23 protein-coding genes and 1 pseudogene are annotated in these 24,765 nt (G+C 64.3%); 10 read left to right on the top strand and 14 right to left on the bottom strand.

Annotation, left to right across the window (positions count from 1 at the left end; all coding sequences use genetic code 11):
- Window positions 1-3: 3 nt before the first annotated feature.
- Window positions 4-219 (top strand): molybdopterin-binding protein, encoded by a 216-nt coding sequence (locus ACJA3S_RS01175; RefSeq protein WP_003255829.1) that lies wholly within the window; start codon window positions 4-6, stop codon window positions 217-219.
- A gap of 139 nt (window positions 220-358) precedes the next feature.
- On the opposite strand, the gene ACJA3S_RS01180 is transcribed toward ACJA3S_RS01175, so the two are convergent.
- The 4 genes and pseudogenes from ACJA3S_RS01180 to ACJA3S_RS01195 all read right to left on the bottom strand — a co-directional run bounded on the left by ACJA3S_RS01180 (window position 359) and on the right by ACJA3S_RS01195 (window position 5,464).
- Window positions 359-991 carry a TetR/AcrR family transcriptional regulator gene (locus ACJA3S_RS01180; protein WP_406820609.1) on the bottom strand — a complete coding sequence of 211 codons (633 nt, stop codon included), beginning with the start codon at window positions 989-991 and terminating at the stop codon, window positions 359-361.
- Window positions 991-2,568: a glutamate--cysteine ligase gene (gene gshA / locus ACJA3S_RS01185; RefSeq protein ID WP_406820610.1), complete on the bottom strand. Its 1,578-nt coding sequence runs from the start codon at window positions 2,566-2,568 to the stop codon at window positions 991-993. Before gshA ends, ACJA3S_RS01180 begins: the two co-directional genes overlap by 1 nt.
- Before the next feature lie 187 nt (window positions 2,569-2,755).
- Window positions 2,756-3,140 (bottom strand): annotated as a pseudogene (locus tag ACJA3S_RS01190) (PaaI family thioesterase).
- On the bottom strand, window positions 3,140-5,464 hold the full coding sequence (locus ACJA3S_RS01195; protein ID WP_406820611.1) for a Tex family protein: 2,325 nt from the start codon (window positions 5,462-5,464) through the stop codon (window positions 3,140-3,142). The pseudogene ACJA3S_RS01190 and the gene ACJA3S_RS01195 overlap by 1 nt, the downstream one beginning before the upstream one ends.
- 217 nt (window positions 5,465-5,681) lie before the next feature.
- On the opposite strand from ACJA3S_RS01195, the gene ompR reads away from it, so the two are divergent.
- Window positions 5,682-6,422, top strand: coding sequence for a two-component system response regulator OmpR (gene ompR / locus ACJA3S_RS01200; RefSeq protein WP_170027818.1), 741 nt, complete (start codon window positions 5,682-5,684; stop codon window positions 6,420-6,422).
- A gap of 13 nt (window positions 6,423-6,435) precedes the next feature.
- Entirely contained in the window at window positions 6,436-7,749 is a 1,314-nt protein-coding gene (locus ACJA3S_RS01205) for an ATP-binding protein (RefSeq protein WP_170027819.1), read from the top strand.
- Window positions 7,750-7,864: 115 nt separating this feature from the next.
- On the opposite strand, the gene rimK is transcribed toward ACJA3S_RS01205, so the two are convergent.
- Window positions 7,865-8,770, bottom strand: coding sequence for a 30S ribosomal protein S6--L-glutamate ligase (gene rimK, locus ACJA3S_RS01210; RefSeq protein ID WP_013970455.1), 906 nt, complete (start codon window positions 8,768-8,770; stop codon window positions 7,865-7,867).
- Window positions 8,767-9,183 (bottom strand): ATP-dependent zinc protease, encoded by a 417-nt coding sequence (locus tag ACJA3S_RS01215; RefSeq protein ID WP_406822186.1) that lies wholly within the window; start codon window positions 9,181-9,183, stop codon window positions 8,767-8,769. The genes rimK and ACJA3S_RS01215 overlap by 4 nt, the downstream gene beginning before the upstream one ends.
- A 175-nt stretch (window positions 9,184-9,358) precedes the next feature.
- Between ACJA3S_RS01215 and ACJA3S_RS01220 the strand changes: the two genes are divergently transcribed.
- A complete protein-coding gene (locus ACJA3S_RS01220) occupies window positions 9,359-9,760 on the top strand; it encodes an RNA-binding S4 domain-containing protein (RefSeq protein ID WP_406820612.1) in 402 nt (133 codons plus the stop codon).
- A 27-nt stretch (window positions 9,761-9,787) separates the two neighbouring features.
- Here ACJA3S_RS01220 and ACJA3S_RS01225 read toward each other — a convergent pair whose 3' ends face one another.
- Window positions 9,788-10,582 (bottom strand): phosphatase PAP2 family protein, encoded by a 795-nt coding sequence (locus tag ACJA3S_RS01225; RefSeq protein WP_406820613.1) that lies wholly within the window; start codon window positions 10,580-10,582, stop codon window positions 9,788-9,790.
- A 121-nt stretch (window positions 10,583-10,703) separates the two neighbouring features.
- On the opposite strand from ACJA3S_RS01225, the gene hslO reads away from it, so the two are divergent.
- The 3 genes from hslO (at window position 10,704) to ACJA3S_RS01240 (ending at window position 14,028) form a co-directional block, all read left to right on the top strand.
- Window positions 10,704-11,603, top strand: a complete 900-nt coding sequence (gene hslO, locus ACJA3S_RS01230; protein WP_406820614.1) for an Hsp33 family molecular chaperone HslO — start codon at window positions 10,704-10,706, stop codon at window positions 11,601-11,603.
- A gap of 179 nt (window positions 11,604-11,782) precedes the next feature.
- Complete coding sequence (locus tag ACJA3S_RS01235) at window positions 11,783-13,324, top strand: phosphoenolpyruvate carboxykinase (protein WP_170027823.1); 1,542 nt, start codon at window positions 11,783-11,785, stop codon at window positions 13,322-13,324.
- 263 nt (window positions 13,325-13,587) lie between these two features.
- Window positions 13,588-14,028, top strand: coding sequence for an acyl-CoA thioesterase (locus ACJA3S_RS01240; RefSeq protein WP_406820615.1), 441 nt, complete (start codon window positions 13,588-13,590; stop codon window positions 14,026-14,028).
- A 55-nt stretch (window positions 14,029-14,083) separates the two neighbouring features.
- On the opposite strand, the gene ACJA3S_RS01245 is transcribed toward ACJA3S_RS01240, so the two are convergent.
- The 3 genes from ACJA3S_RS01245 to fdhD all read right to left on the bottom strand — a co-directional run bounded on the left by ACJA3S_RS01245 (window position 14,084) and on the right by fdhD (window position 18,166).
- The gene (locus ACJA3S_RS01245; RefSeq protein ID WP_406820616.1) at window positions 14,084-14,566 is read right to left on the bottom strand and encodes a glycine zipper domain-containing protein; all 483 of its coding nucleotides are present in this window, start codon (window positions 14,564-14,566) and stop codon (window positions 14,084-14,086) included.
- Window positions 14,567-14,987: 421 nt separating this feature from the next.
- Entirely contained in the window at window positions 14,988-17,333 is a 2,346-nt protein-coding gene (locus ACJA3S_RS01250) for an FdhF/YdeP family oxidoreductase (protein ID WP_406820617.1), read from the bottom strand.
- A gap of 5 nt (window positions 17,334-17,338) precedes the next feature.
- Window positions 17,339-18,166 (bottom strand): formate dehydrogenase accessory sulfurtransferase FdhD, encoded by an 828-nt coding sequence (gene fdhD, locus ACJA3S_RS01255; protein ID WP_406820618.1) that lies wholly within the window; start codon window positions 18,164-18,166, stop codon window positions 17,339-17,341.
- Between the two features lie 187 nt (window positions 18,167-18,353).
- Between fdhD and lysM the strand changes: the two genes are divergently transcribed.
- Entirely contained in the window at window positions 18,354-18,794 is a 441-nt protein-coding gene (gene lysM, locus ACJA3S_RS01260) for a peptidoglycan-binding protein LysM (protein WP_406820619.1), read from the top strand.
- A gap of 50 nt (window positions 18,795-18,844) precedes the next feature.
- Here the strand turns inward: lysM and yrfG are convergent, their stop codons facing one another.
- Complete coding sequence (gene yrfG, locus ACJA3S_RS01265) at window positions 18,845-19,507, bottom strand: GMP/IMP nucleotidase (protein ID WP_170027829.1); 663 nt, start codon at window positions 19,505-19,507, stop codon at window positions 18,845-18,847.
- Between the two features lie 64 nt (window positions 19,508-19,571).
- Between yrfG and nudE the strand changes: the two genes are divergently transcribed.
- A complete protein-coding gene (gene nudE, locus ACJA3S_RS01270) occupies window positions 19,572-20,138 on the top strand; it encodes an ADP compounds hydrolase NudE (protein WP_015268611.1) in 567 nt (188 codons plus the stop codon).
- Window positions 20,135-20,953 carry a 3'(2'),5'-bisphosphate nucleotidase CysQ gene (gene cysQ / locus ACJA3S_RS01275; RefSeq protein ID WP_406820620.1) on the top strand — a complete coding sequence of 273 codons (819 nt, stop codon included), beginning with the start codon at window positions 20,135-20,137 and terminating at the stop codon, window positions 20,951-20,953. The genes nudE and cysQ overlap by 4 nt, the downstream gene beginning before the upstream one ends.
- 134 nt (window positions 20,954-21,087) lie before the next feature.
- Here cysQ and ACJA3S_RS01280 read toward each other — a convergent pair whose 3' ends face one another.
- From ACJA3S_RS01280 to ACJA3S_RS01290, 3 genes are read right to left on the bottom strand one after another with little or no spacing between them, the layout of a single operon-like run.
- Window positions 21,088-21,543 carry a YiiD C-terminal domain-containing protein gene (locus ACJA3S_RS01280; protein WP_406820621.1) on the bottom strand — a complete coding sequence of 152 codons (456 nt, stop codon included), beginning with the start codon at window positions 21,541-21,543 and terminating at the stop codon, window positions 21,088-21,090.
- Window positions 21,543-22,949 (bottom strand): sigma-54-dependent transcriptional regulator, encoded by a 1,407-nt coding sequence (locus ACJA3S_RS01285; protein ID WP_406820622.1) that lies wholly within the window; start codon window positions 22,947-22,949, stop codon window positions 21,543-21,545. Before ACJA3S_RS01285 ends, ACJA3S_RS01280 begins: the two co-directional genes overlap by 1 nt.
- On the bottom strand, window positions 22,946-24,760 hold the full coding sequence (locus tag ACJA3S_RS01290) for an ATP-binding protein (protein WP_170027833.1): 1,815 nt from the start codon (window positions 24,758-24,760) through the stop codon (window positions 22,946-22,948). The genes ACJA3S_RS01285 and ACJA3S_RS01290 overlap by 4 nt, the downstream gene beginning before the upstream one ends.
- Window positions 24,761-24,765: the final 5 nt, after the last annotated feature.

The raw sequence follows: 24,765 nt of genomic DNA on the forward strand, positions 1-24,765 counted from the left end.
ATCATGACCATCAAAGCCATCAACGTCCGCAATCAGTTCAAAGGCACCGTCAAGGAGATCCTCGAAGGCCCGGTCCTGTCGGAAATCGACGTGCAGACAGCCTCGGGCATCGTCACCTCGGTCATCACTACCCGCTCCGTGCGTGAGCTGGAGCTGCAGGTGGGCAGTGAAGTGATTGCCTTCGTGAAATCGACTGAAGTGTCCATCGCCAAGCTGTGATGGGTGTCGGCCATGGGGCTGCTTGGCAGCCCTTCGCGGGCACGCCCGCTCCCACAGGTCCTGCGCAGGTTTCAGTTTTTGCGCGGACCCTGTGGGAGCGGGCGTGCCCGCGAAGGGCCGCACAGCGGCCCCAATGATCTCAGCTGGAACGCCTGGCCAGAAATGGCGGCAGATACAACCCCAGATACGCCTCGAACACCCGCTTGCCTTCCTCGGCCATGCGCGGGGTGATTGCATCATGCAATTGCACCGAGCGCGCATACACCCGGTCGCTCAGCTCCATGGCCAGGGCGAACACATCCACATCCAGCGGCATCACCGGCAGATGGAAGTGCTGGTCGAACAACTTGTGCATCAAGTCGCCCAGCTCCATGTCGTGCTGCCGGTCAGCCTGCACCACCTCGCTCAACCCATGCTGAGCCAGAATCAGCTGCCGTGCTGCTGCATCCTCGTTGTAGATATCCAGCATGCGCTGCTCGATCAGCCGGGACAGCTCATGCCAGGTGGTGAATGCACGGCTGTCGATCGGTGCGCTCAGGGCTTCGCGAAAGGCACGGTGCACATCCGCGGTCAACGCTTCCAGCAAGGCCGGCACGCTGGCGAAAAAGTGGTACACCGACGATGGCGGTATCTGCGCGCGCTCGGCCACGCTGTAGATCGACAGAGCGGCCACCCCCTGTTCGGCCAGCAGCTCGCGTGCCGCCGCCAGGATCGCCGCGATCCTGGCCTGGCTGCTGGCGCGGGGCTTGCGCGGGGTGGCCGTGCGGGTCATCAGTTGCTGATCGCCAGGATACTGGCCTGGTAGGCGCCGACGAACAGGTCGAAATCGCCCACCTCCTGCTGCTCCAGGCGCGACTGCTCGGCGAGCGATTCGCGGGCGAGGGTCTCGAAGGCTTGCTGGCGCTCGACCGGTAGCGGCTGCTCACGGAAGGTTTCGGCGTGGATATGGCTTTGGCGCAGGGCGAACTTGACGAAGCTTTCGTCATGCTCGGTCATGCGCGCCAGCACCTGGGCCGATGGCGTCAGCGAGGCGTCGTCGACCTTGGCCTGCTGCGCATCCAGGGCTTTGGCGTGTTCGGCACCGCCATGCGCCTGGTCGAGCAGGTCGGCCAATTGGCGAATACGCCCGATCAGCTCGCCAGCCCAGTCCTTGAGGCCGATCGGCTGGCCATCGCGGCGCAGTTCCAGGCCCGGGCGACGGCCTTCCTTGACCACGGTCAGGAAGTTGCTGGTGCACTGGCCGCATTCGCCGTTATCCAGTTGCGGGCTGTCTTCCAGCGCGCAGAACAGCAGGAACGCATCGAGGAAGCGCGCCTCGGTCAGGTCGATGCCCACCGGCAGGAACGGGTTGATGTCCAGGCAGCGTACTTCCACATACTGCACGCCGCGCGAGGTCAGGGCCTGGATTGGCCGCTCGCCGGTGTAGGTGACGCGCTTGGGGCGGATGTTCGAGTAGTACTCGTTTTCAATCTGCAGGATGTTGGTGTTCAGTTGCACCCACTCGCCGTCCACGTGTGTGCCGATTTCAACGTAGGGCGGGTAGGGCGTGCCCACCGCCTTGCGCAGGCTGTCGGTGTAGCTGGCCAGGTTGTTGTAGCACGGCGTGAGGCCAGCCTGGGCGTTGCTCTGGTAGCCCAGGTCGCTCATGCGCAGGCTGGTGGCATAGGGCAGGTACAGGGTTTCGGCGTCGAGCTCTTCGAGCTGATGCGGGCGGCCACGCAGGAAGCCTTTGTCCAGGGCCGGCGAGGCGCCGAACAGGTACATCAACAGCCAGCTGTAACGGCGGAAATTGCGAATCAGCGCGATGTAGGCCGACGACTGGTAGTCGCGGTCGCTCTCGCTGCTGCCTTCGGCGCTGCGCAGCAGCGGCCACAGTGCCTCCGGCAAGGAGAAATTGTAATGGATACCGGCGATGCACTGCATGGTGCGGCCGTAGCGCAGGGCCAGGCCCTTGCGGTAGACGTGCTTGAGCTTGCCGATGTTGGAGCTGCCGTATTCGGCGATCGGGATGTCTTCCTCGGCCGGCAGCGTGCACGGCATCGAGGGGCTCCACAGGTATTCGTCGCCCAGCTTGCTGTAGACGAAACGGTGGGTTTCCTCGAGGCTTTCGAGCACCTTGGCCGGGTCGGGCAGGGCCGGGGTGATGAACTCCAGCAGCGACTCGGAATAATCGGTGGTGATCTGCTCGTTGGTCAGCGCCGATCCCAGGGCTTGCGGATGCGGCGTCTGGGCCAGGCGACCTTCGGCGGTCACACGCAGGCATTCGCGCTCAATACCGTGCAGGCACTGCTTGAGCAGGGGGAGATTGGCGCCGAGCAGGCTCAGGCGGCGGTTGAGGAGGTCGCTCAAGATGTATTCCTTCACGCGTCAGTCGCCCCAATATGGGGGTAGAACGGACGGTCTACAAGGGTAGTGGGAAAAGGAACTGGCGTTGTCGCCTGGTTTATGCGGTTCCGGCATTGCACAACGCCGACTCCGGAGGCCGCTTCGCAGCCCCCGGCTGTTGCCGAAAATACCGCACATGGCGGTTGGTGAGCTAGAGAACCGCGAAGGTTCCTTGCGCTTTCGCCACCAGTTTGTCGCCCTGGACTACGTCGGCGTCGACCACCAGGGTGCGCCGCCCGGCGTGCAGCACGCGAGCCGTACACAGCACCTCGCCGTCACTGACGGCGCGCATGTAGTTGATCTTGCACTCGATGGTCACGCTTTGCTGGTCAAAGCCATGGCTGGCCGAGCCAAGCCAGGCCCATGGCGATATCCACCAGGCTGAAGATCGCCCCGCCATGCAGTTTCTGGCCACGGTTGCGCAAGTGCGGCCCGAGCGCCAGGGCTACCTCGGCGACACCTGTCTCCAGGTGTTGCAGGCGGCAGCCGAGTAGCTGGCTGAAGGCGCTTTCGACGTATTCGCCGGGTACGTCCATCACTTCTTCTTCAACTGCTTGGCATTGGCGAACAGTGCGGCCATGGCATTGTTGGCCGGGGCGGCAGTGGCAGTTTCGCGCTGGCGCGGTGCCTGCTGCTGGCGGTTGCCGCCGGTGCCACGGTTGCCGCCGCGGTTGCCTTCGACCTTTTCGCCCGGAGTGTCACTCATGCGCATGGACAGGCCGACACGCTTGCGGGGGATGTCCACTTCCATGACCTTGACCTTGACCACGTCGCCGGCCTTGACCGCCTCACGCGGGTCCTTGACGAACTTCTCCGACAGCGCCGAGATGTGCACCAGGCCGTCCTGGTGCACACCGATGTCGACGAAGGCGCCGAAGTTGGTGACGTTGGTCACCACGCCCTCGAGGATCATGCCCGGCTCCAGGTCCTTGAGGTCTTCGACGCCGTCCTGGAAGGTGGCGGTCTTGAATTCCGGACGCGGGTCACGGCCAGGCTTGTCCAGTTCCTGCAGGATGTCGGTGACGGTCGGCAGGCCGAAGGTTTCATCGGTGAACTGCTTCGGGTCCAGGCGCTTGAGGAAGCTGCTGTCACCGATCAGCGAACGGATGTCGCGGCCGGTGTCGGCGGCAATGCGCTGCACCAGCGGGTAGGCTTCAGGGTGCACTGCCGAGGCGTCCAGCGGGTTGTCGCCGTTCATCACGCGGAGGAAGCCGGCGGCCTGTTCGAAGGTTTTCTCACCCAGGCGGCTGACTTTTTTCAGCGCCGCGCGGGTCGCGAACGGGCCGTTGGCATCGCGGTGGGCGACGATGTTCTGCGCCAGGGTGGCGTTGAGGCCGGAAATACGGGTCAGCAGCGCCACCGAGGCGGTGTTGACGTCGACCCCCACGGCGTTCACGCAGTCCTCGACCACGGCGTCCAGGCCACGCGCCAGCTTCACCTGGGAGACGTCGTGCTGGTACTGCCCGACGCCGATGGATTTCGGGTCGATCTTCACCAGCTCGGCCAGCGGGTCCTGCAGGCGGCGGGCGATGGAAACAGCGCCACGGATCGACACGTCCAGGTCCGGGAATTCGCGGGCAGCCAGTTCCGAGGCGGAGTACACCGAAGCACCGGCTTCCGAAACCATGACCTTGGTAATCTTCAGCGCTGGATACTTCTTGACCAGCTCGGTCACCAGCTTGTCGCTCTCGCGGCTGGCGGTGCCGTTGCCGATCGCGATCAGCTCCACCGAGTGCTTGGCACACAGCGCGGCCATGATGGAAATGGTGCGGTCCCAGTCGTTCTTCGGCGCGTGCGGGTAGACCGTGGTGTGGTCCAGCAGCTTGCCGGTGGCATCGACCACGGCGATCTTGCAGCCGGTGCGCAGGCCCGGGTCGAAGCCCAGGGTCGCGCGCGGGCCGGCCGGGGCGGCCAGCAGCAGGTCGTGCAGGTTGTGGGCGAAGACATTGATCGCCTCGCCTTCGGCGTTGTCGCGCAGTTCGCCGAACAGGTCGGTTTCCAGATGGGTGTACAGCTTGACCTTCCAGGTCCAGCGCACCACCTCGCCGAGCCACTTGTCGGCCGGGCGGTTGCGGTTGTCGATGCCGACGTGGTTGGCAATCATCAGCTCGCAGGGGTGCAGGGTGCCAGGCAGTTCTTCGCCAACCTTGAGCGAGGCGCTCAGCACACCCTCGTTGCGCCCGCGGAAAATCGCCAGGGCACGGTGCGATGGCGCGTTGCGCAGCAGTTCGTCATGGGCGAAGTAATCGCGGAACTTGGCGCCTTCCTCTTCCTTGCCGGGCACCACGCGGGCGCTGAGCACGGCTTCCTGCTTGAGGAAGCTGCGCAGCTTGTCGAGCAGCGCGGCGTCTTCGGCGAAGCGCTCCATGAGGATGTACTTGGCGCCTTCCAGCGCCGCCTTGACGTCGGCCACGCCTTTGTCGGCGTTGACGAACCGTGCGGCTTCGCTTTCCGGGGCCAGGTCAGGGTTGTTGAACAGGCCCTCGGCCAGCTCGCCGAGGCCGGCTTCGAGGGCGATCTGGCCCTTGGTGCGGCGCTTCTGCTTGTACGGCAGGTAGAGGTCTTCGAGGCGGGTCTTGGTGTCGGCCAGCTTGATCTCGCGGGCCAGTTCCGGGGTCAGCTTGCCCTGTTCCTCGATGCTGGCCAGGATGCTGGCGCGGCGTTCGTCGAGTTCGCGCAGGTAGCGCAGGCGCTCTTCCAGATGGCGCAGCTGGGTATCGTCCAGGCTACCGGTCACTTCCTTGCGGTAACGGGCGATGAAGGGCACGGTCGAGCCTTCGTCCAACAGGCCCACGGCCGCCTCGACCTGCTGGGGGCGTACGCCCAGTTCCTCGGCGATACGGCTGTTGATGCTGTCCATGTAAACCACCTGACATTGATGAATACGGAGGGCGCCTGTGGGCCTTTCGCCCGGCGGCGCTGGATGAAAGCCGCGCATTATACCCATCGCAACCGCCTTGCGGTGATGGCGCCCGGCCAGCCGGAACTGGCGCCCGGGGAAAAATCTGCTAACAATGCTCACGCAACGTGCAGCAATGGCTACGCCATAATGCGCGGCGATACCAGAGGAGTAATTCATGACCGGCACGCCAAACACCGCTGAAGGTGAAAAGATTCTCATCGTCGATGACGACCCGGGGCTGAGCAGCCTGCTGGAGCGTTTTTTCGCCAGCAAGGGCTACCGTGCCCGCGCAGTGCCCAACACCGAGCAGATGGACCGCCTGCTGCAGCGCGAGGTGTTCAACCTGGTGGTACTCGACCTGATGTTGCCCGGTGAAGACGGCCTGTCGGCATGCAAGCGCCTGCGCCAGCAGAACAACCAGATCCCGATCATCATGCTCACCGCCAAGGGCGACGAGCTCAGCCGCATCAAGGGCCTGGAACTGGGCGCCGACGACTACCTCGGCAAGCCGTTCAACCCGGACGAGCTGATGGCCCGGGTCAAGGCCGTGCTGCGCCGCCAGGCCCCGAGCGTGCCGGGTGCGCCGGGCAGTGAAGACGAGTCGGTCACCTTCGGCGATTACGAGCTGTCGCTGGCTACCCGCGAACTCAAGCGTGGCGACGAAGTGCACATGCTCACCACCGGTGAGTTCGCCGTGCTCAAGGCGCTGGTCATGCATGCACGCGAGCCGCTGACCCGCGACAAGCTGATGAACCTGGCCCGTGGCCGCGAATGGGATGCGCTGGAGCGCTCCATCGACGTGCAGATCTCGCGCCTGCGCCGCATGATCGAACCGGACCCGTCCAAGCCGCGGTATATCCAGACTGTCTGGGGCGTGGGCTACGTGTTCGTACCGGACGGAAACGCCGGCAAATGATGCCTCGTCATTGATGAAGACACCGCTGTGGTTTCCGCAAAGCTTCTTCGCCCGCACGTTGTGGCTGGTGTTGATCGTCGTCCTGTTCTCCAAGGCCTTGACCCTGGTCTACCTGTTGATGAACGAGGACGTGCTGGTCGACCGCCAGTACAGCCACGGCGTCGCGCTGACCTTGCGTGCCTACTGGGCTGCCGACGAAGAAAACCGCGACAAGATCGCCGAAGCGGCAGGCCTTATCCGGGTTACCGGCTCGGGAGTACCCGAGGGCGAACAGCACTGGCCCTACAGTGAAATCTATCAGCGGCAGATGCAGGCCGAGCTCGGCGATGACACCGAGGTGCGCCTGCGTATTCACGCGCCGCCGGCGTTGTGGGTCAACGCGCCCAGCCTGGGCCCCGGTTGGCTGAAAGTGCCGCTGTATCCGCACCCGCTGCGCGGGCAGAAGATCTGGAACGTGCTGGGCTGGTTCCTGGCCATTGGCCTGTTGTCCACTGCCTCGGCGTGGATCTTCGTGCGTCAGCTGAACCAGCCGCTCAAGCGCCTGGTATTCGCTGCTCGGCTGCTCGGCCAGGGGCGCAGCGTGCGCCTGCCGATCAGCGATACGCCCAGCGAGATGACCGAGGTGTACAAGGCCTTCAACCAGATGGCCGAGGATGTCGAGCAGGCCGGGCGCGAGCGCGAGCTGATGCTCGCCGGGGTGTCCCACGACCTGCGCACGCCGCTGACGCGCTTGCGCCTGTCGCTGTCGTTGTTGAACAGCGACAGCGAGCTGAGTGAAGACATGGTCCGTGATATCGAGGACATGGATGCGATCCTCGATCAGTTCCTGGCCTTCATTCGCGATGGCCGTGACGAACCGCTCGAAGAGGTCGACCTGGCCGACCTGGTGCGCGAAGTGGTGGCGCCGTACAACCAGCCGGAAGAGCGCGTGCGCCTGTGCCTGGAGCCGATTCCGCCGTTCCCGCTGCGCCGGGTTTCGCTCAAGCGCATGCTTGGCAACCTCATCGGCAACGCCTTGCACCATGCCGGCAAGGGTGTGGAGGTGGCCGCCTATGTGTCGGGCGACGAGAGTGCGCCGTACGTGGTGCTGAGTGTGCTGGACCGTGGCACAGGGATCGACGAGTCGGAGCTGGAAACCATCTTCAACCCGTTCATTCGCGGCGACCGGGCGCGTGGTGGCAAGGGCACCGGGTTGGGGTTGGCGATCGTCAAGCGGATCGCGGCGCAGCATGGCGGCAATGTGGAGCTGCGCAACCGCTCCGGGGGCGGGATCGAGGCGCGGGTAAGGCTGCCTTTGGGGCTGTTGCTGCCACGTAATGCCGTGTGATTACCGGGGCCGCTTTGCGGCCCTTTCGCGACGCAAGGCCGCTCCTACAAAAAGTGCGCGACCTGCTGTAGGAGCGGCCTTGTGTCGCGATGGGCTGCGCAGCAGCCCCAAAATCTCAGCCTTTACCCTTGGTCCGGGTCTGATTAGGCCCGCCATTCTTCTCCAGATGCTCGATGATCATCGCTGCCACGTTCTTGCCGGTGGTCACCTCGATGCCCTCCAGCCCCGGTGACGAGTTCACCTCCATCACCAGCGGCCCATGGTTGGAACGCAGGATATCCACACCCGCCACGCTCAAGCCCATCACCTTGGCCGCGCGAATGGCGGTCATGCGTTCTTCCGGCGTGATCTTGATCAGGCTGGCCACCCCGCCACGGTGCAGGTTGGAACGGAATTCGCCGGGTTTGGCCTGGCGTTTCATCGAGGCGATGACCTTGTCACCGACCACGAAGCAGCGGATGTCCGCGCCGCCAGCTTCCTTGATGTACTCCTGCACCATGATGTTCTGCTTCAGGCCCATGAACGCCTCGATCACCGACTCGGCCGCCTTGGTGGTTTCGCACAGCACTACGCCGATGCCCTGTGTACCTTCCAGCACCTTGATCACCAGCGGCGCGCCGTTGACCATCTGGATCAGGTCGGGGATATCGTCTGGCGAGTGGGCGAAGCCGGTAATCGGCAGGCCGATGCCACGCCGCGACAGCAGCTGCAGTGAGCGCAGCTTGTCCCGCGAGCGGGCAATCGCCACCGACTCGTTGAGCGGATATACGCCCATCATCTCGAACTGGCGCAGCACTGCGCAGCCATAGAAAGTCACCGAGGCGCCGATGCGCGGGATCACCGCATCGAAACCTTCCAGCGGTTTGCCGCGGTAATGGATTTGCGGCTTGTGGCTGGCAATGTTCATGTAGGCCCGCAGGGTATCGATCACTACCATTTCGTGGCCCCGCTGGGTTCCGGCTTCGACCAGGCGGCGGGTGGAATACAGACGCGGATTGCGCGACAGCACAGCGATCTTCATGCAGCACCTGTGACAGGGGGAAGGGTGGCCGGGAAGGCCGGTTTGTCTTGTACGTATTTCAGCCCGGGGTTGACCACCAGTTGGCCGTGGATCAGTGCCTTGGAACCCAGCAACAGGCGGTAACGCATGTTCTTGCGGCAGGCCAGGGTGAACTCCACCTCCCACACACCATCGCCCAATGCCAGTGACGTGCGGATGACATAGCGGGTCTGGGCCTGGCCGTTGGAGCTCTTGATGGTCTTCATGGTCACCAGCGGTGCTTCGCAGCGACGGTGGCGCAGTTGCACCACAGAACCCAGGTGGGCAGTGAAGCGGACCCAGGGTTGGCCGTCGCGCTCGAACGGTTCGATTTCGGTGGCATGCAGGCTGGAGGTGCTGGCACCGGTGTCGATCTTGGCGCGCAACCCGGCCACGCCAAGGTCGGGCAGGGCTACCCACTCGCGCAGGCCGATCACTGTCAAATGGTCAAATGTCTTCACGAAACGCACCCTGCTGATGAGGTGTTGAACTGTAAGCACGGCGGGGATTTTTTGCATCCGCTCGTTACGGTAGTACAGTTCGATGAAACACAGCGTTCGAGGTAATGGGATGGCACAAAAAGCCGAAGACGACGACAAGGTCCGCCTGGACAAATGGCTGTGGGCGGCTCGCTTCTACAAGACTCGCGCACTGGCCAAGGCGGCGATCGAGAGCGGCAAGGTGCATTGCCGGGGCGAGCGCTGCAAGCCGGGCAAGGAGCCGCGGGTGGGCGACGAGTTCGTGCTGCGCACCGGGTTCGACGAACGCACGGTGGTGGTAAAAGCACTGTCGGTGGTGCGGCGTGGGGCGCCGGAGGCGCAGGCGTTGTATGAGGAAACCGAAGAGAGCGTGCGCCGCCGTGAGCAGGCGGCAGAAATGCGCAAGGCGGGCGCCCTGGGGGTAACGACCGATGGCCGGCCGACCAAGAAGCAGCGGCGGCAGATTCACCAGTTGCATGGCAGTTTCGATTGAAAGGGGCCGCGTTGCGGCCCCATGGCCTCACCGGATGACGGCCATCCGTCCGACCAACGGTAATTTGCCCAGCAGGTTGAACAACGGCGCTGTCCAGCGCATCAGCGCCGCACTGCCCTTGGCCGCCAGTGGCGTGTAATAGCTCCAGCCCAATGCCAGCACGGCCATCAGCAACCCGCCGATGTAGTCATCCTGCCCCCAGTGCGCACCGGCCACCAGGCGCGGCAGCATGAACAGCAGCGCCAGCGCCCAGATCACCAGGTACTGCACCAGGCGCCGGCTGAACACGCTCATGAACAATGCCCAGATCAACAGCACCGAAGCGTGGTCGCCCGGGAAACTCTTGCTGGAACGGTCCTTGAGCTCCCAGGCAGCCTCCAGGTTCGGGTAGTAGTCGCTCAGGTGCACCACGTCGTCGAACACCATCGACGGGCTCTTGTGTTGCCAGCCGGCGGCATCCACCCACTTGGAAAACAGCGCGCGAATCACCACTAAGAGGACAAGCGTGACCAGAAAGCCGAAAAAGGCCTGGCGAACCTGTGCCGCCTTGAACACCCAGTCGCCGCGGATAAGCACTGCCAGCAGGATCAGGCCAACGACGATGTCGAACGGGCGCAGGCTACCGAGCGTCCAGATGTAGCGCCAGGTGGTGTTTTCCGCCAGCGGCGCATTCAGGCTGTGGAACAGCCATTCGTCGAAAGTCAGGCACAGGATCTGGCCAACGGGCCATAACCAGAAACACAGTAGAACGATGGGAAGCAGCGTACAGGCTGCCAATGGCCCGAAGGACCACCTTGCTTGGAACAGTGGTGGATTGTCCATAAAATACCTCTATTGCAAACAGGACGCGGAGCGCATCGTAAGCGCTCTATAACGGGGTTCTCGCTCGATTTTCGACAACCCTTGTAACCATTTTGTCATTATTCTCAGATAGCCAAAACCTATGAGCGACTTGCCTGATACCGATTTCACCCAACGTTTCATCTTCGACGAGCGCGATGTGCGCGGCGAGTGGGTGTCTCTCGATGACAGCTACGCCGCGGTGCTGGCGCGTCATGAGTACCCGCAGCCGGTGCAGACACTGCTCGGCGAACTGATGGCCGCTACTGCACTGCTGGTCGGGGCACTGAAGTTCGACGGCCTGCTGATTCTGCAGGCGCGTTCGGCCGGGCCGATCCCGCTGCTGATGGTCGAGTGTTCCGGTGACCGCGACATCCGCGGCATGGCCCGCTACGAAGCGGAGCAGATCCCGCCCCAGGCGACCCTGTCGGAGTTGATGCCCGATGGCCACCTGACCCTCACCATCGACCCGGTCAAGGGCCAGCGCTACCAGGGTACTGTCGACCTCAATGGCGACAACCTGGCAGAGTGCTTCACCAACTATTTCGTGCAGTCGCAACAGCTCAATACCCGTTTCTGGCTGCATGCCGAAGGCGGCAAGGCCCGTGGCCTGCTGCTGCAGCAACTGCCGCGCGATCGCCAGCCCGACGACGAAGAGCGCGAAGCAAGCTGGCAGCACGTGGTCGCCCTGGCCACCACGCTCAAGGCCGATGAATGGGCCTTGGGCAACGAAACCTTGCTGCACCGCCTGTACCACGAAGATGCCGTGCGCCTGTTCGACATCCAGCCGTTGCGCTTCAATTGCAGTTGCTCTCGTGAACGTTCCGGCAATGCGCTGGTCAGTCTGGGCGAGCAGGACGCCAAGGCGTTGGTGGAAGAGTGCGGCGGGCAGGTCGAGATCGATTGCCAGTTCTGCAACGAGCGCTATTTCTTCGACGCCAGTGACGTGGCGCAACTGTTTGCCGGTGGCGGCACGGACGTAGCCTCAGAAACTCGTCACTGAAACGTTTAACTACAGGATAATCTCCTGTCTAATTGCGCAAAAGCGCAGTTCTGACAGGAGGGGCCTACTTTTTTTGGGCGTTTCTGGCATAATCCGGCCACTTTTTTCGCTGTAGTAGTTTTTTCGAGACAACTACAAAACGTTTGGAGCACTCGGCCTCGGGCCGGATGGGGTATCTCATGACGCAAGCCAACAACACCGTGTACACCGACCTGAGCGTCGATGAGCTGGTAAAAGAAGCGCTGCAACGCGGTGAAGGCGTACTAGCCGATACTGGCGCACTGGTCGTGGAGACTGGTCACCGTACTGGCCGTTCGCCGGCTGACCGTTTCATCGTCGAAGAACCTTCCACCCAGGACGCCATTGCCTGGGGCCCGATCAACCGCAAGTTCCCGGCCGACAAGTTCGATGCCCTGTGGGACCGCGTCGAGGCGTTCAACAACGCCCAGGATCACTTCGTCTCCTACGTCCACGTAGGGGCGGCTGCCGAGCACTACCTGCCGGTGAAGATGACCACCCAGACTGCCTGGCAGAACCTGTTCGGTCGTTGCCTGTTCATCAACCCGGAGCAGTACAACCCGGCTGGCCGTGGCGAGTGGCAGATCCTCAACGTCGCCAACTTCGTCTGCGAGCCTGAGCGTGACGGTACCAACTCCGACGGTTGCGTGATCATCAACTTCGCCCAGAAGAAGGTGCTGATCGCTGGCATGCGCTACGCCGGCGAAATGAAGAAAGCCATGTTCTCGGTGCAGAACTTCCTGCTGCCGGCTGCCGACGTGCTGCCGATGCACTGCGCCGCCAACATCGGCGAAGCCGGCGACGTGACCCTGTTCTTCGGCCTGTCCGGCACCGGCAAGACCACCCTGTCGGCCGACGAAAGCCGTTACCTGATCGGTGACGACGAGCACGGCTGGGGCGAGGGCGTGGTGTTCAACATGGAAGGCGGCTGCTACGCCAAGTGCATCGACCTGTCCGAGAAGAACGAGCCGGTCATCTGGAAAGCCATCAAGCACGGTGCAGTGCTGGAAAACGTCGTTCTCGACGCCAACAAGCACGCCGACTACACCGACGTCAGCCTGACCCAGAACAGCCGTGCGGCCTACCCGCTGGAGCACGTGGCCAAGCGTTCCGAAGCGAACCTGGGCGGCGAGCCGAACGCAGTCATCTTCCTGACCTGCGACCTGACCGGTGTTCTGCCTCCGGTGTCGATCCTGAACAACGAGCAGGCGGCCTACCACTTCCTGTCCGGCTACACCGCGCTGGTCGGTTCCACCGAAATGGGTTCGGGCGGCGGCATCAAGTCGACCTTCTCGACTTGCTTCGGCGCTCCGTTCTTCCCGCGCCCGGCTGGCGAGTACGCTGAGCTGCTGATCAAGCGTATCAACGGCTTCAACTCCAAGGTCTACCTGGTCAACACCGGCTGGACCGGCGGTGGCTACGGCGTTGGCAAGCGCTTCAGCATCCCGACCACCCGTGCTGTGATCGCTGCGATCCAGAGCGGCGCGCTGGTCGGTGCCGAAACCGAGCACCTGGACATCATCAACCTGGACGTGCCAAAGGCTGTTCCGGGTGTTGAAACCGAACTGCTCAACCCGCGCACCAACTGGGCTGACAAGGCTGCCTACGACGAGGCTGCCAAAGGCCTGGCCAAGCTGTTCATCGAGAACTTCAAGAAGTTCGACGTGTCCGACGCCATCAAGGCCGCTGGCCCGCAGCTGTAAGCTGAAGCCGGTTGCAACGAAAGCCGCCCCTCGGGGCGGCTTTTTTGTTTCTTCCGGCCGACACGCGCCCCTTGTAGCAGCGGCCTTGTGTCGCGATGGGCTGCAGGCAGCCCCGCCAGTTCTGCATCCACGCTGAAATCCAGGGGCCGCTTGGCGGCCCATCGCGACACAAGGCCGCTGCTACGCAGAACCGGTGCAAGCAGCGGAAATCAGGTTTTTCTGTTTCACTGTCAGCATCCGTTGCGAAGACAAGAGCCAGCCAGATGACCGAATCCCCTCAACGCACTGCCTTCTGCCACTTCCACCCCATCCTTACCCGCCCGCAGGACAACGACCTGAATGGCCATATTGCCGGGGCTACCGTGCATGGCTTCTTCGAAACTGCAATCCAGGCATTTCTTGTCGAACAGGCCGCACTGGACCTGCGCGACGGCGAGCTGGCAGCGTTCGTGGTCAGCTCCGCAGCGGATTTCTATGCGTTGCCTGGCTTTCCCGACGTGCTGGAAGTCGGGCTGGGGGTGACGCGCCTGGCGGGCAGTACGGTGGAGTACCGCCTGGCGCTGTTCCGTCCGGGCGAGCCGGAGGCCTGTGCGGCAGGGACGGTGGTGCAGGTGTTCATCGGGCGCGCCAGCGGCCGGCCGGTTATGTTGCCAGAGACGCTGCAGAGGATCCTGTCCGGCGTCATGCTGGAACAGCCGGCATAAAAAAGCCCCGCTGGCAGGGGCGGGGCTTTTGTTGCCGGGGCAGGGCCCTCAGGCGTTAGTCGCGCCAGTGGCGTCTATGCTTGCGATGGCCGTAGTGGTGGCCATTGTCCCAGTGACGACGGTCGTCATCATAGCCACGACGGTAGCGGCGGCCATCGTGGTAATCATCTTCGTCGGCCTCCTTGCCCAGGTAGTTACCCAGTGCGCCACCGGCACCACCGCCGGCTGCCGCGCCAATGTAGCTACCGGTAGTGCCGCCTACCGAGCGACCGACCACGTTACCACCTGCAGCGCCCAGCGCGCCGCCGATTGCGGCCTCGCCACGCTGGCGTTTGTCGGCGCCCAGGGCGCCACCGGCTGCACCGCCCAGGCCCGCACCAATGGCGCCGCCTGTGCTACCACCGATGGAGTTGCCCACCACAGAGCCCAGTACCCCACCCAATGCGCCGCCAATGCCGGCCTCGGTGGTGCCGCCTGCCATGGCAACGCCGCTGAGCAAGCTGAAAGACAACAACAGTATCGAGGAGTACTTCTTCATCAAGAGAGCCTCATAGGGATGACGAGGCGAATTTGAGGCTAACAAGCGCGCCTTGCAATGGAAATCCGACGAGTAACACGAGTTGTACACAATTCTCTAAGTTACTGTATTTACAGTGAAACTTTATCTGTTTTTCGCTGTCTGAGACTTTTATGACGAAGCCCTGAACCGCACTGGAACAGGGCTTTTTTCGTTTTTGGCGTTGGGGCTGTTGGCCTCTTTGCGGCTAAAGCTGCTTCTACAGAAACACCACGTCTCAGGCCTTGTGATTTTCCCTGTAGGGGCTTCAGCCGCGATTACCGGTACAGCCAGTGCCATCCACCGCGTCGCCTGCATCGCGGATAAATCCGCTCATACACACGGCTTCGGCTTGACGCTGCACCTGTACATGCGGCTTTGGCCGCGAACAGGCCGGTACAACCTAGAGGATTCGGCCGTCGCCCTGCGCCCGCTCCAGCTTGATGGCAATGAACTTCGATGTCGGCGTGTAGCTGCCATCGCCAACGCTCTCCAGCGGCACCAGCGGGTTCACCTCTGGGTAATACGCCGCTGCCTGCCCAGCCGGGATGTCGAAGGCCAGCAGGGTGAAGCCCCGCACTCGGCGCACATGCCCGTCCCCCCACAACGACACGATGTCGACCTTCTGCCCTGGCTGGAAGCCCAGGCGAAGGATGTCGGCTTCGTTGACGAACAGCACTTCGCGCTGGCCGCGCACACCGCGATAGCGGTCGTCCAGACCGTAGACGGTGGTGTTGTACTGATCGTGCGAGCGCATCGACTGCATGATCAGGTCCGGCAGTTGGCCGCTGGCGCGTACACGCTCGTCGAGCAGCGTGTCCGGTAGCCGGTTGGCCTTGAAATTGGCCCGCCCGGTGTTGGTCTTCCATTCGCGGGCGGCGGCGCTGTTGCCCAGGTAGAAGCCGCCCGGCTGGCGCAGGCGCTGGTTGAAGCCGGCAAAGCCGGCGATGGTGTCGCCAATCAAGTCGCGAATACGGTCGTAGTCGGCCACCAGCCAACGCCAATCAACCGGGTTGTTGCCCAAGGTAGCGGCGGCGATACCGGCAATGACCGCGGGCTCCGAGCGCATCTGTGGCGATAGCGGTTGCAGCTGGCCATTGGATGCGTGGACCATGCTGAACGAGTCTTCCACCGTTACCGCCTGCGGCCCTTCGGCCTGCAGGTCGATATCGGTACGCCCCAGGCACGGCAGGATCAGCGCCTGCTTGCCATGCACCAGATGGCTGCGGTTGAGCTTGGTGCTGATGTGCACGGTCAGCTCGCAGTTGCGCAGCGCCTGGGCGGTACGTTCGGTATCCGGTGTCGCCTGGGCGAAGTTGCCACCGAGGCCGATGAACACCTTGGCGCGGCCCTCGAGCATGGCGTGAATCGCCTCGACGGTGTTGTGGCCCTGCTGCCGTGGTACGGGGAAGCCAAAGCGCTTTTCCAGGGCATCGAGCAATGCCACCGGCGGGCGCTCGTTGATGCCCATGGTGCGATCACCCTGCACGTTGCTGTGACCACGCACCGGGCACAGGCCTGCGCCAGGTACGCCGATATTGCCGCGCAACAGCTGCAGGTTGACGATTTCCTGGATGGTCGGCACCGAATGGCGGTGCTGGGTGATGCCCATGGCCCAGCACATGATCACCCGCTTGCCACGGCAATACATGCGCGCGGCCAGTTCGATGTCGGCCAGGGGCAGGCCGGACTGGGCCTGGATGTGTTCCCATGGGGTGGCATCCACCACCGCCAGGTAGTCGTCGACGCCATGGCCGTGCTCGGCGATGAAGGCATGGTCGAACACCGCCGGCTCGCCCTTGGCCTGGGCTTCGCGCTCCCACTGCAGCACGAACTTGGCCATGCCGCGCAGCATCGCCAGGTCGCCGCCCAGCGCCGGGCGGAAGAACGCCGTATTGGTCGGACGGTCGCTGTTGGTCAGCATTTCCAATGGGTGCTGCGGGTGCTGGAAGCGCTCCAGGCCACGCTCCTTGAGCGGGTTGACGCACACCACCTGGGCGCCACGCTTCACTGCATCGCGCAGCGGGTCGAGCATGCGCGGGTGGTTGGTGCCCGGGTTCTGGCCCCAGACGAAAATCGCATCGGCGTGTTCGAAGTCGTCGAAGGTGACGGTACCCTTGCCCACCCCGATGCTTTGCGCCAGGGCCACACCACTGGCTTCGTGGCACATGTTCGAACAGTCAGGGAAGTTGTTGGTGCCGTAGGCGCGCACGAACAGCTGGTACAGGTATGCCGCTTCGTTGCTGGCGCGGCCCGAAGTGTAGAACTCGGCCTGGTCGGGGCTGGCCAACTTGTTCAGTTCGCGCCCGATCATGGCGAAGGCGGCATCCCAGCTGATCGGCAGGTAGCGGTCGCTGGGGGCGTCGTAGACCATCGGTTCGGTCAGGCGCCCCTGGTATTCAAGCCAGTAGTCGCTCTGACCGAGCAGCGAAGTGACGCTGTAGCGGGCGAAGAAGGCCGCGTCGACGCGGCGCTTGGTCGCCTCCCAGTTCACCGCCTTGGCACCGTTCTCGCAAAACTTGACCATGCCGCTCTCGGGTGAGTCGCCCCAGGCGCAGCCTGGGCAGTCGAAACCGCCGTTCTGGTTGGTCTTGAGCAGCGCGCGAATGTTCTTCAGCGCGTTATCGCTGCCGACCCAGGCCTTGGCCACGCTGCGCAGTGCACCCCAGCCACCGGCGGGGCCGTGGTAGGGCTTGTAGCGAGGAGGGGAGGCTGGGGCGTTTTCCGGGAAGTGCTGGTACGAGGTCACGACTGTTACGACTCCGCCACGGGGCTATAGACCCGCGGTGCGCTGTGCTTGGGCAGATGGATGAGATTGAGGTTGTGTTTGCGCGCCCATTGCAGGGCAAGGCCGGTGGGCGCCGACAGGCTGACCAGGGTCTGGATACCGGCACGCAGCACCTTCTGGATCAGCTCCAGGCTGCAGCGGCTGGTGACGATGGCCAGGCCGCCCTGGCTGTCGATGCCCTGGCGCAGCAGTGCACCGATCAGCTTGTCGAGGGCGTTATGCCGGCCGATGTCTTCGCGGCCGAGCAACAGTTCACCGTTGCGGTCCATGAACAGTGCCGCGTGCACCGCGCCGCAATGCTGGCCAAGGGGTTGGAAAGCATCGATGCGTTCGCGCAGCCCGGCCAGCCATTGCGCAGGCGGCAAAGGGGCGCCAGGCAGCTTGGCCAGGTCCGGCAATGCCTGCTCCAGCGCTTCGACTCCGCACAGGCCGCAACCACTGGTGCCGGCCAACTGGCGGCGCTGGTTTTTCAGGTTCCAGAATGCGCGGCTGGAAATCTCCAGGTCGGCATACATCGCCGAGCCACTGCCGGAGAGTTTCAGGTCGTAGATTTCGGCAGTGCCATCGACAATGCCGCTGCCGACGCTGAAACCGACCGCGAAGTCCTCCAGGTCGGTGGGGCTGACCAGCATCACCGCCTGGTTCAGGCCGTTGTAGGCGATGGCCAGGGCCACTTCCTCGGCCAGCGGGGTGCTGTCGCGTCGGGCGTCGTTGAGCTGGACGTAATCGTAGGTGTTGCTTGCTGCGGGCATGGACAGGGGCGAGGCCGCGCAGAGCGGAGGCTTGCTTTTCATCGGGGCTGGCTGTTCACCGGGGCTATCGGCAGCTTTTTGATAGCACAAGCCTAGGCGTGCGGGCCGGCGGCGTCTAATCGCTAGGGTCTATGCCTTGATAGAGCGCGTCGATGGGAGGCAAGTGGGTCGGCGGAGTCTTCGCCTAGACTTCACTGTCCAACGGTTTCACGTCAACAAGGAGAGTGTCATGAGTCTGTTCAGTTTCGTGAAAGAAGCGGGCGAAAAGTTGATCGATCTGCTGACCCCCGGTAATGCCGATGCCGAAGAGCAGCTGAAGAAGCACGTGGAAAATGTCGGCCTGGGTAACCCGAACATCAAGGCCAAGGTAGAGGGTGACAAGATCATCCTCCAGGGCGAGGTGGCCAGCCAGGAGGAAAAGGAGAAGATCATCCTGGCGGCGGGCAACATCAGCGGTGTCGCCAGTGTGGATGACCAGATCACCGTAACCGGGCCGGTGGCGCAGGCGGCGCGGTTCGTGACCGTGGAGAAGGGCGACACGCTGAGTGCCATCTCGAAGAAGGTGTACGGCGACCCCAACAAGTATCAGAAGATCTTCGAGGCCAACAAACCGATGCTCAAGCACCCGGACAAGATCTACCCGGGGCAAGTGCTGCGTATTCCTGACTGATCTCTACAGCCGCTAGCGGCCTCTTCGCGGGCATACCCGCGAAGAGGCCCTCACAGGCCTGCCAATAGCTCCCGGTAGTCCTCGACCGCAGCAAATTCTTCGGTATCCCGCGGCCCTGCCTGGCTATCGGGCTGGCGCACCGCCAGCAAGTGCCCCACGCCGAACCGCCGCGCACTGCGCAGGATCGCCAGGGTGTCATCGATGAACAGGCTGCGCTCCGGCGCAAAGCCGATATCCGCCTGCAAGGCATCCCAGAACTGCGGGCTTTCCTTGGGGTAGCCGTAGTCGTGCGAGCTGATCAGCCGCTCGAAATACGGCGCCAGCTCCACCCGCTCCAGCTTCAGCGACAGGGAATCCCGGTGCGCATTGGTGATCATCACCACGCGCTTGCCGGCCTGGCGAATGGCCGCCAGGAACGTGTCGGCATCCGGGCGCAGGGCGATCAGGTCGGCGATTTCCCGTTTCAGCTCGCGAATCGGCAGGCGCAGCTCGCGGCTCCAGAAGTCCAGGCAATACCAGTTCAGCGTACCGGCGTTACGCTCGAAAAGTGGCTGCAGTTCCATTTCCGCCATGGCCCGGCTCACCCCGTGCAGCTCGGCATAGCGCTGGGGCAGGTGGTCCAGCCAGAAACGGTTGTCGTAATGCAGGTCGAGCAAGGTGCCGTCCATGTCCAGCAGGACAGTATCGATGGCAGACCAGGGAAGAACAGGCATGGGAAATTCTCGATCAGTCGGCAAGCCACGGTATAGTAACCCGTTCACGCCAAGGAGCCGCCCCATGCGCCAGAAACCCACCGTCCTCAGCCGCGAAATCGTCGCCAGCAGCCGCCTGTTTCGCGTCGAAGCCGTGCAACTGCGTTTCAGCAATGGCAATGAGCGCACCTACGAGCGCCTGGTGGGGCGCGGCAATGGCTACGGCGCGGTGATGATCGTGGCCATGCTCGACGCCGAGCACGCCGTGCTGGTGGAAGAATACTGCGGCGGCACCGATGAATATGAGCTGTCGCTGCCCAAGGGCCTGATCGAGCCGGGCGAGGACGTGCTGGCGGCAGCCGACCGGGAGCTCAAGGAAGAAGCCGGTTTTGGTGCGCGCCAACTGGAGCACCTGACCGAGCTGTCGCTGTCGCCCGGCTACATGAGCCAGAAGATCCAGGTGGTGCTGGCCAGCGACCTGTACGAAGAGCGCCTGGAGGGCGACGAGCCGGAGCCGATGCGGGTCGACAAGGTCAACCTGCGCGAGCTGTCGGCCTTGGCCATGCACCCGCAGTTCACCGAAGGTCGCGCCCTGGCGGCGCTGTACCTGGCGCGTGACCTGCTGATTCAGCGGGGGCTGCTGGAAGCATGAACGACCTGCAACTGATGCACGAAGTGGTCAAGCTGGCGCTGAAGGCCGGCGAGGCGATCCTGCCGTTCTGGCGCGATGATGTGGCCGTGACCAGCAAGGCTGACGATTCGCCGGTGACCGCCGCCGACCTGGCGGCGCACCGGGTGCTTGCCGACGGCCTGCTGGCCCTGGCGCCGCAGATTCCGCTGCTGTCGGAAGAAGACTGCAATATCCCGTTGGCCGAGCGCCAGCGCTGGCAGCGCTGGTGGCTGGTCGACCCGCTGGACGGCACCAAGGAGTTCATTGCCGGCAGCGAGGAATTCACCGTCAACATCGCCCTGGTGGAAAACGGCGAGGTGGTGTTTGGCGTGGTCTCGATGCCAACCAACGGGCGCTGCTACTTCGGTGGCCGTGGGCTGGGCGCCTGGCGTGCGCAAGCCGGTGAAGCCGCTGAGCCAATCCAGGTACGTAATGCACCGCCACTGGGAGAACGCTTTACCGTGGTGGCCAGCCGTCGGCATTCCAGCCCGGAGCAGGAAGCGTTGTTGGCCGGGCTGGGTGCTGCGCTGGGTGAACTGGAGCTGGCCAACATCGGCAGTTCGTTGAAGTTCTGCCTGTTGGCAGAGGGTAGCGCCGATTGCTATCCGCGCCTGGCGCCGACTTCGCAGTGGGATACGGCGGCGGCCCAGGGGGTGGTGGAAGGCGCCGGGGGCGAAGTGATCGGGCTGGACGGCCTGCCGTTCCGCTACCCGCCACGGGAGTCGTTGCTCAACCCGCACTTCCTGGCGTTGCCGGCCAATGCACAATGGCGCCAGGCCTTCCTGAGCCTGATCTGACCGCCGCACATGATCGTGTAGGAGCGGCCTTGTGTCGCGAAAGGGCCGCAAAGCGGCCCCGGCAATTCCGGCGGCGAAGCTGAAACCTTGGGGCCGCGTTGCGGCCCGATCGCGACACAAGGCCGCTCAGGGTTTCAGCGGTGCAGGACGTACTGCCCGCTGAACCTTACCGCCGGCTCATCACTACCGGCATTGCTCACCGTGGTTTCCAGCGTCAGCCGCGCCCGCCCGCGACGCTGGTACATGGTCACGAAGCGTTCCCAGGTGTTTTCGTCCGGCGCCGCGCAACGTGCCACCGCCGCCCCGGTCACCGGCAGCGGATAACTGATCTGCCCTTCCTGGATGACGATATGCCCGTCATCGATACCCAGCTCGCGCAGGCGCAGGTGCAGCCAGCCCCAGCCCACCAATACAGCCGCGCAGTACAGGCTGCCACCGAACATGGTGCTCTTGTGGTTGACGTTGGCCGCCAACGGCAGTTGCAGGCGCAGGGTGTGCTGCTGCCAGTCGAGCACCTCCAGGCCCATTTCGCGGGTCAGCGGGATGTCGCCGTGCAGCACGGCCTGGAGATACTGGCTATCGCTATTCATCAACGGTGGTCCTCATGATCGTCATGCCCGCCGCTGCCACCGTCAAAGCTCAAGCCATGCTTGCGCAACTTGTCGTGCAGGGTCTTGCGGGGGATGCCCAGCGCTTCGGCCAGGCTGCGCATGGAGCTGTGGGGCTGGGCCAGTTCGGCGGCGATCAGCGAGCGCTCGAACTGCTCGACCTGCTCGCTGAGGTTGCCGCCCAGCATGGGTGCCGCAGGCATCGCGGCAGGCGCTGCCTGGCCATCCAGGGCCAGTTCCAGGCCCAGGGCGAAACGTTCGGCGGCGTTCTGCAGCTCGCGCACATTACCCGGCCAGGCGTGGCGCAGCAGCATGGCGCGCTGGGCCGGCTGCAGGGTGTGCGGCGGCAGGCCGTGGCGCTGGCTGGCGGCGTCGGTGAAGTGCTGGAACAGTACCAGGATGTCATCGCCGCGTTCGCGCAGCGGGGGAATACGCAGCGGCGCCACGTTCAGGCGGTAATACAGGTCGGCGCGGAAGCGCCCCTGGTCGGCGGACTGGCGCAGGTCTTCCTTGGTCGCGGCGATGATGCGGATGTCCAGCGGGATCAGCTGGTTGCCGCCCAGGCGCTCGACCACCCGTTCCTGCAGCAGGCGCAGCAGTTTCACCTGCACGTCCAGGCTCATGCTCTCGATCTCGTCGAGGAACAGCGTGCCGCCGTTGGCAAACTCGAACTTGCCGATACGGCGCTTCTGCGCACCGGTGAAGGCACCGGGCTCATGGCCGAACAGCTCGCTTTCCACCACCGACTCGGCCAGGGCGCCGGCATTGATCGCCACGAACGGGCCGTCGCGGCGGCTGGACAGGTCGTGCAGGGCGCGGGCCACTACCTCCTTGCCCGCGCCGGTCTCGCCCAGGATCAGCACGTCGGCACGGGTGCCAGCCAGGGCGCCGATCTGCTCGCGCAGGCGCTGCATGGCCGGTGACTGGCCGACCAGGCGGGTAGCCAGTTGCTGGCGGTCGCTCAGGGCCAGGCGCAGGCTGCGGTTGTCCAGCACCAGGCGGCGCAAGGCCAGGGCGCGGCGTACGCTGTCGAGCAGCGCGTCACTGGCGAAGGGCTTTTCCAGGAAGTCGTAGGCGCCGGCGCGCATCGCCTGCACCGCCAGCGGCACATCGCCGTGGCCGGTAATCAGCAGCACCGGCAGCTCGGCGTCGCGGCCATGCAGCTGTTCCAGCAATTGCAGGCCATCGATACCGGGCATGCGAATGTCGCTGACCACAACCCCCGGCCAGTCGGCTTCGATGCGCTCGGCCAGGCCCTGGGCATCGGCCAGCGCGACCACCTTGAGCCCGGCCAGGTCCAGGGTCTGGCTCAGGGCCTGGCGCAGGTGCGGATCGTCGTCGACCAGGATCACCTGGGCTTGGCTGTCGATGAGTGTCTCGGTGGTCATGCCGAGGGGTCCTCCGAATTGGGCAAAGTAGCGCCAGGCGCGGCCACACGCAGCTGCAAGGTCAGCAGTGCGCCACCTTCCGGGTGGTTGGCCAGCAGCAGTTCACCGCCCAGGGCGCGCATCAGGCTTTCGCAGATGGCCAGGCCCAGGCCCAGGCCCTGGGTGCGGGTCTTGGTGGTGAAGAATGGCTCCTTGGCGTGCTCCAGGGCCTGGCGGCTGAAGCCGGGGCCGTTGTCGCGAATGTACAGGTAGACGCAGTCGTCGCGCTGCTCGGCACTCAGCCACAGGCGGCGGGGGTTGGCCTTTTCGGTCAGGGCATCGAGGGCATTGGCCAACAGGTTGCCGAGCACCTGGCGCAGGCGGGTCTCGCCAGCCTGGACCCACAAGGTGGCTTCCGGCAGGTCGCGAATCAGCTCCACGGCCATGGCGCGCCGACGCTTGGCCAGCAGCGCGAGGGCATCGTCCAGGGCCGGCTGCAGCGCCACGCTCTCCGGTGCATGGCGGTCACGGCGGGCGAAGGCGCGCAAGTGGGCGATGATCGAGGCCATGCGCCCGGTCAGCTCGCCGATCAGCTTGAGGTTGCCGCGGGCATCCTCGATGCGCTGGTGGTCGAGCAGGATTTCGGCGTTTTCCGCGTAGCTGCGGATGGCCGCCAGCGGTTGGTTGAGTTCGTGGCTGATGCTGGCCGACATGGTGCCGAGCACCGAGAGCTTGCCGGCCTGTACCAGCTCGTCCTGGGCGCGCACCGCCTCCTGCTGGGCGTTCTCGCGTTCCAGTACGGCACGCTTGAGGCGGGTGTTCAGGCCTTCCAGGTCGGCGGTGCGCTCGGCCACGCGTTGTTCCAGTTCCTGCCGGCCACGGGCCTCGAAGTCGATACGGTCGATGTAATGGCGGCGCCGTTGCATCACCAGGCCGGCCAGCAGCATCAGCACCAGCAAGGTGCCGGCACCGATGGCCATCACCGTTTGCACCGAGCGGTCGACCAGCATGCGCGGGGCAAGGATGCTGACCTGCCAGCCGGTTTCCGGGATGTCGCGGGTCTGGGCGATCCACGCTTGCGGGTTGAGCACCAGCGGTTGCGGGGCCTGGGTCGGGTAGGGCTGGATGGCGATGATGGCCTGGCGCTCGGCCTCGCTCAGCGGGCGGGTGGCACGGAAGCGCCAGTCCGGCCGTGAGGTGAGGATGACCACGCCATTGTGGTCGGTCAGCAGCAGTTGCTCGGGGGTACGGCCCCACAGGGTTTCGGTGTGGTCGAGGTCGACCTTGACCACCAGCACGCCAACGATGCGTTCACGGTCGCGTACCGCCGCGGCAAAGAAGTAGCCACGCTTGGCCGATGTGGTGCCCTGGCCGAAGAAGCGCCCCAGGCGGCCGGCCATGGCTTCGTTGAAGTAGGGGCGGAAGGCGAAGTTGCGGCCGACGAAGCTGTCGCGCTTGTCCCAGTTGGAGGCGGCCAGGGTGTTGCCGTTGATGTCCATCAGGTACATCACCTCGGCGCCGGTCTGCTCGACGATGCCTTTGAGCAGGCGGTTGGCGTTGGTCACCGCCTCCAGGCGCAACGGGTCGGCCAGCACGCTGCGCAGCGCCGGCAGGTCGCCGAGGATCTGTGGCAAGGTCTCGTAGCGGTGCAGGGTACCGAGCAGGTTGGCCACGTACAGGTCGAGGGTCTGGCGGTTCTGCGAGGCCAGCTCTTGCTGGTAATAACGTTCGGCCAGGTGATGCAGTGGCCACAGTAACGGGGCCAGGCACAGGGCCAGCAAGGCCAAGCTGCGCCAGCGGGGACGGCGTGGGGGCGTGGGTTTTGCAATCATCACGT

This window comes from Pseudomonas sp. KnCO4, from assembly GCF_045344305.1.
In the GTDB taxonomy this organism is placed as follows: domain Bacteria; phylum Pseudomonadota; class Gammaproteobacteria; order Pseudomonadales; family Pseudomonadaceae; genus Aquipseudomonas; species Aquipseudomonas anuradhapurensis.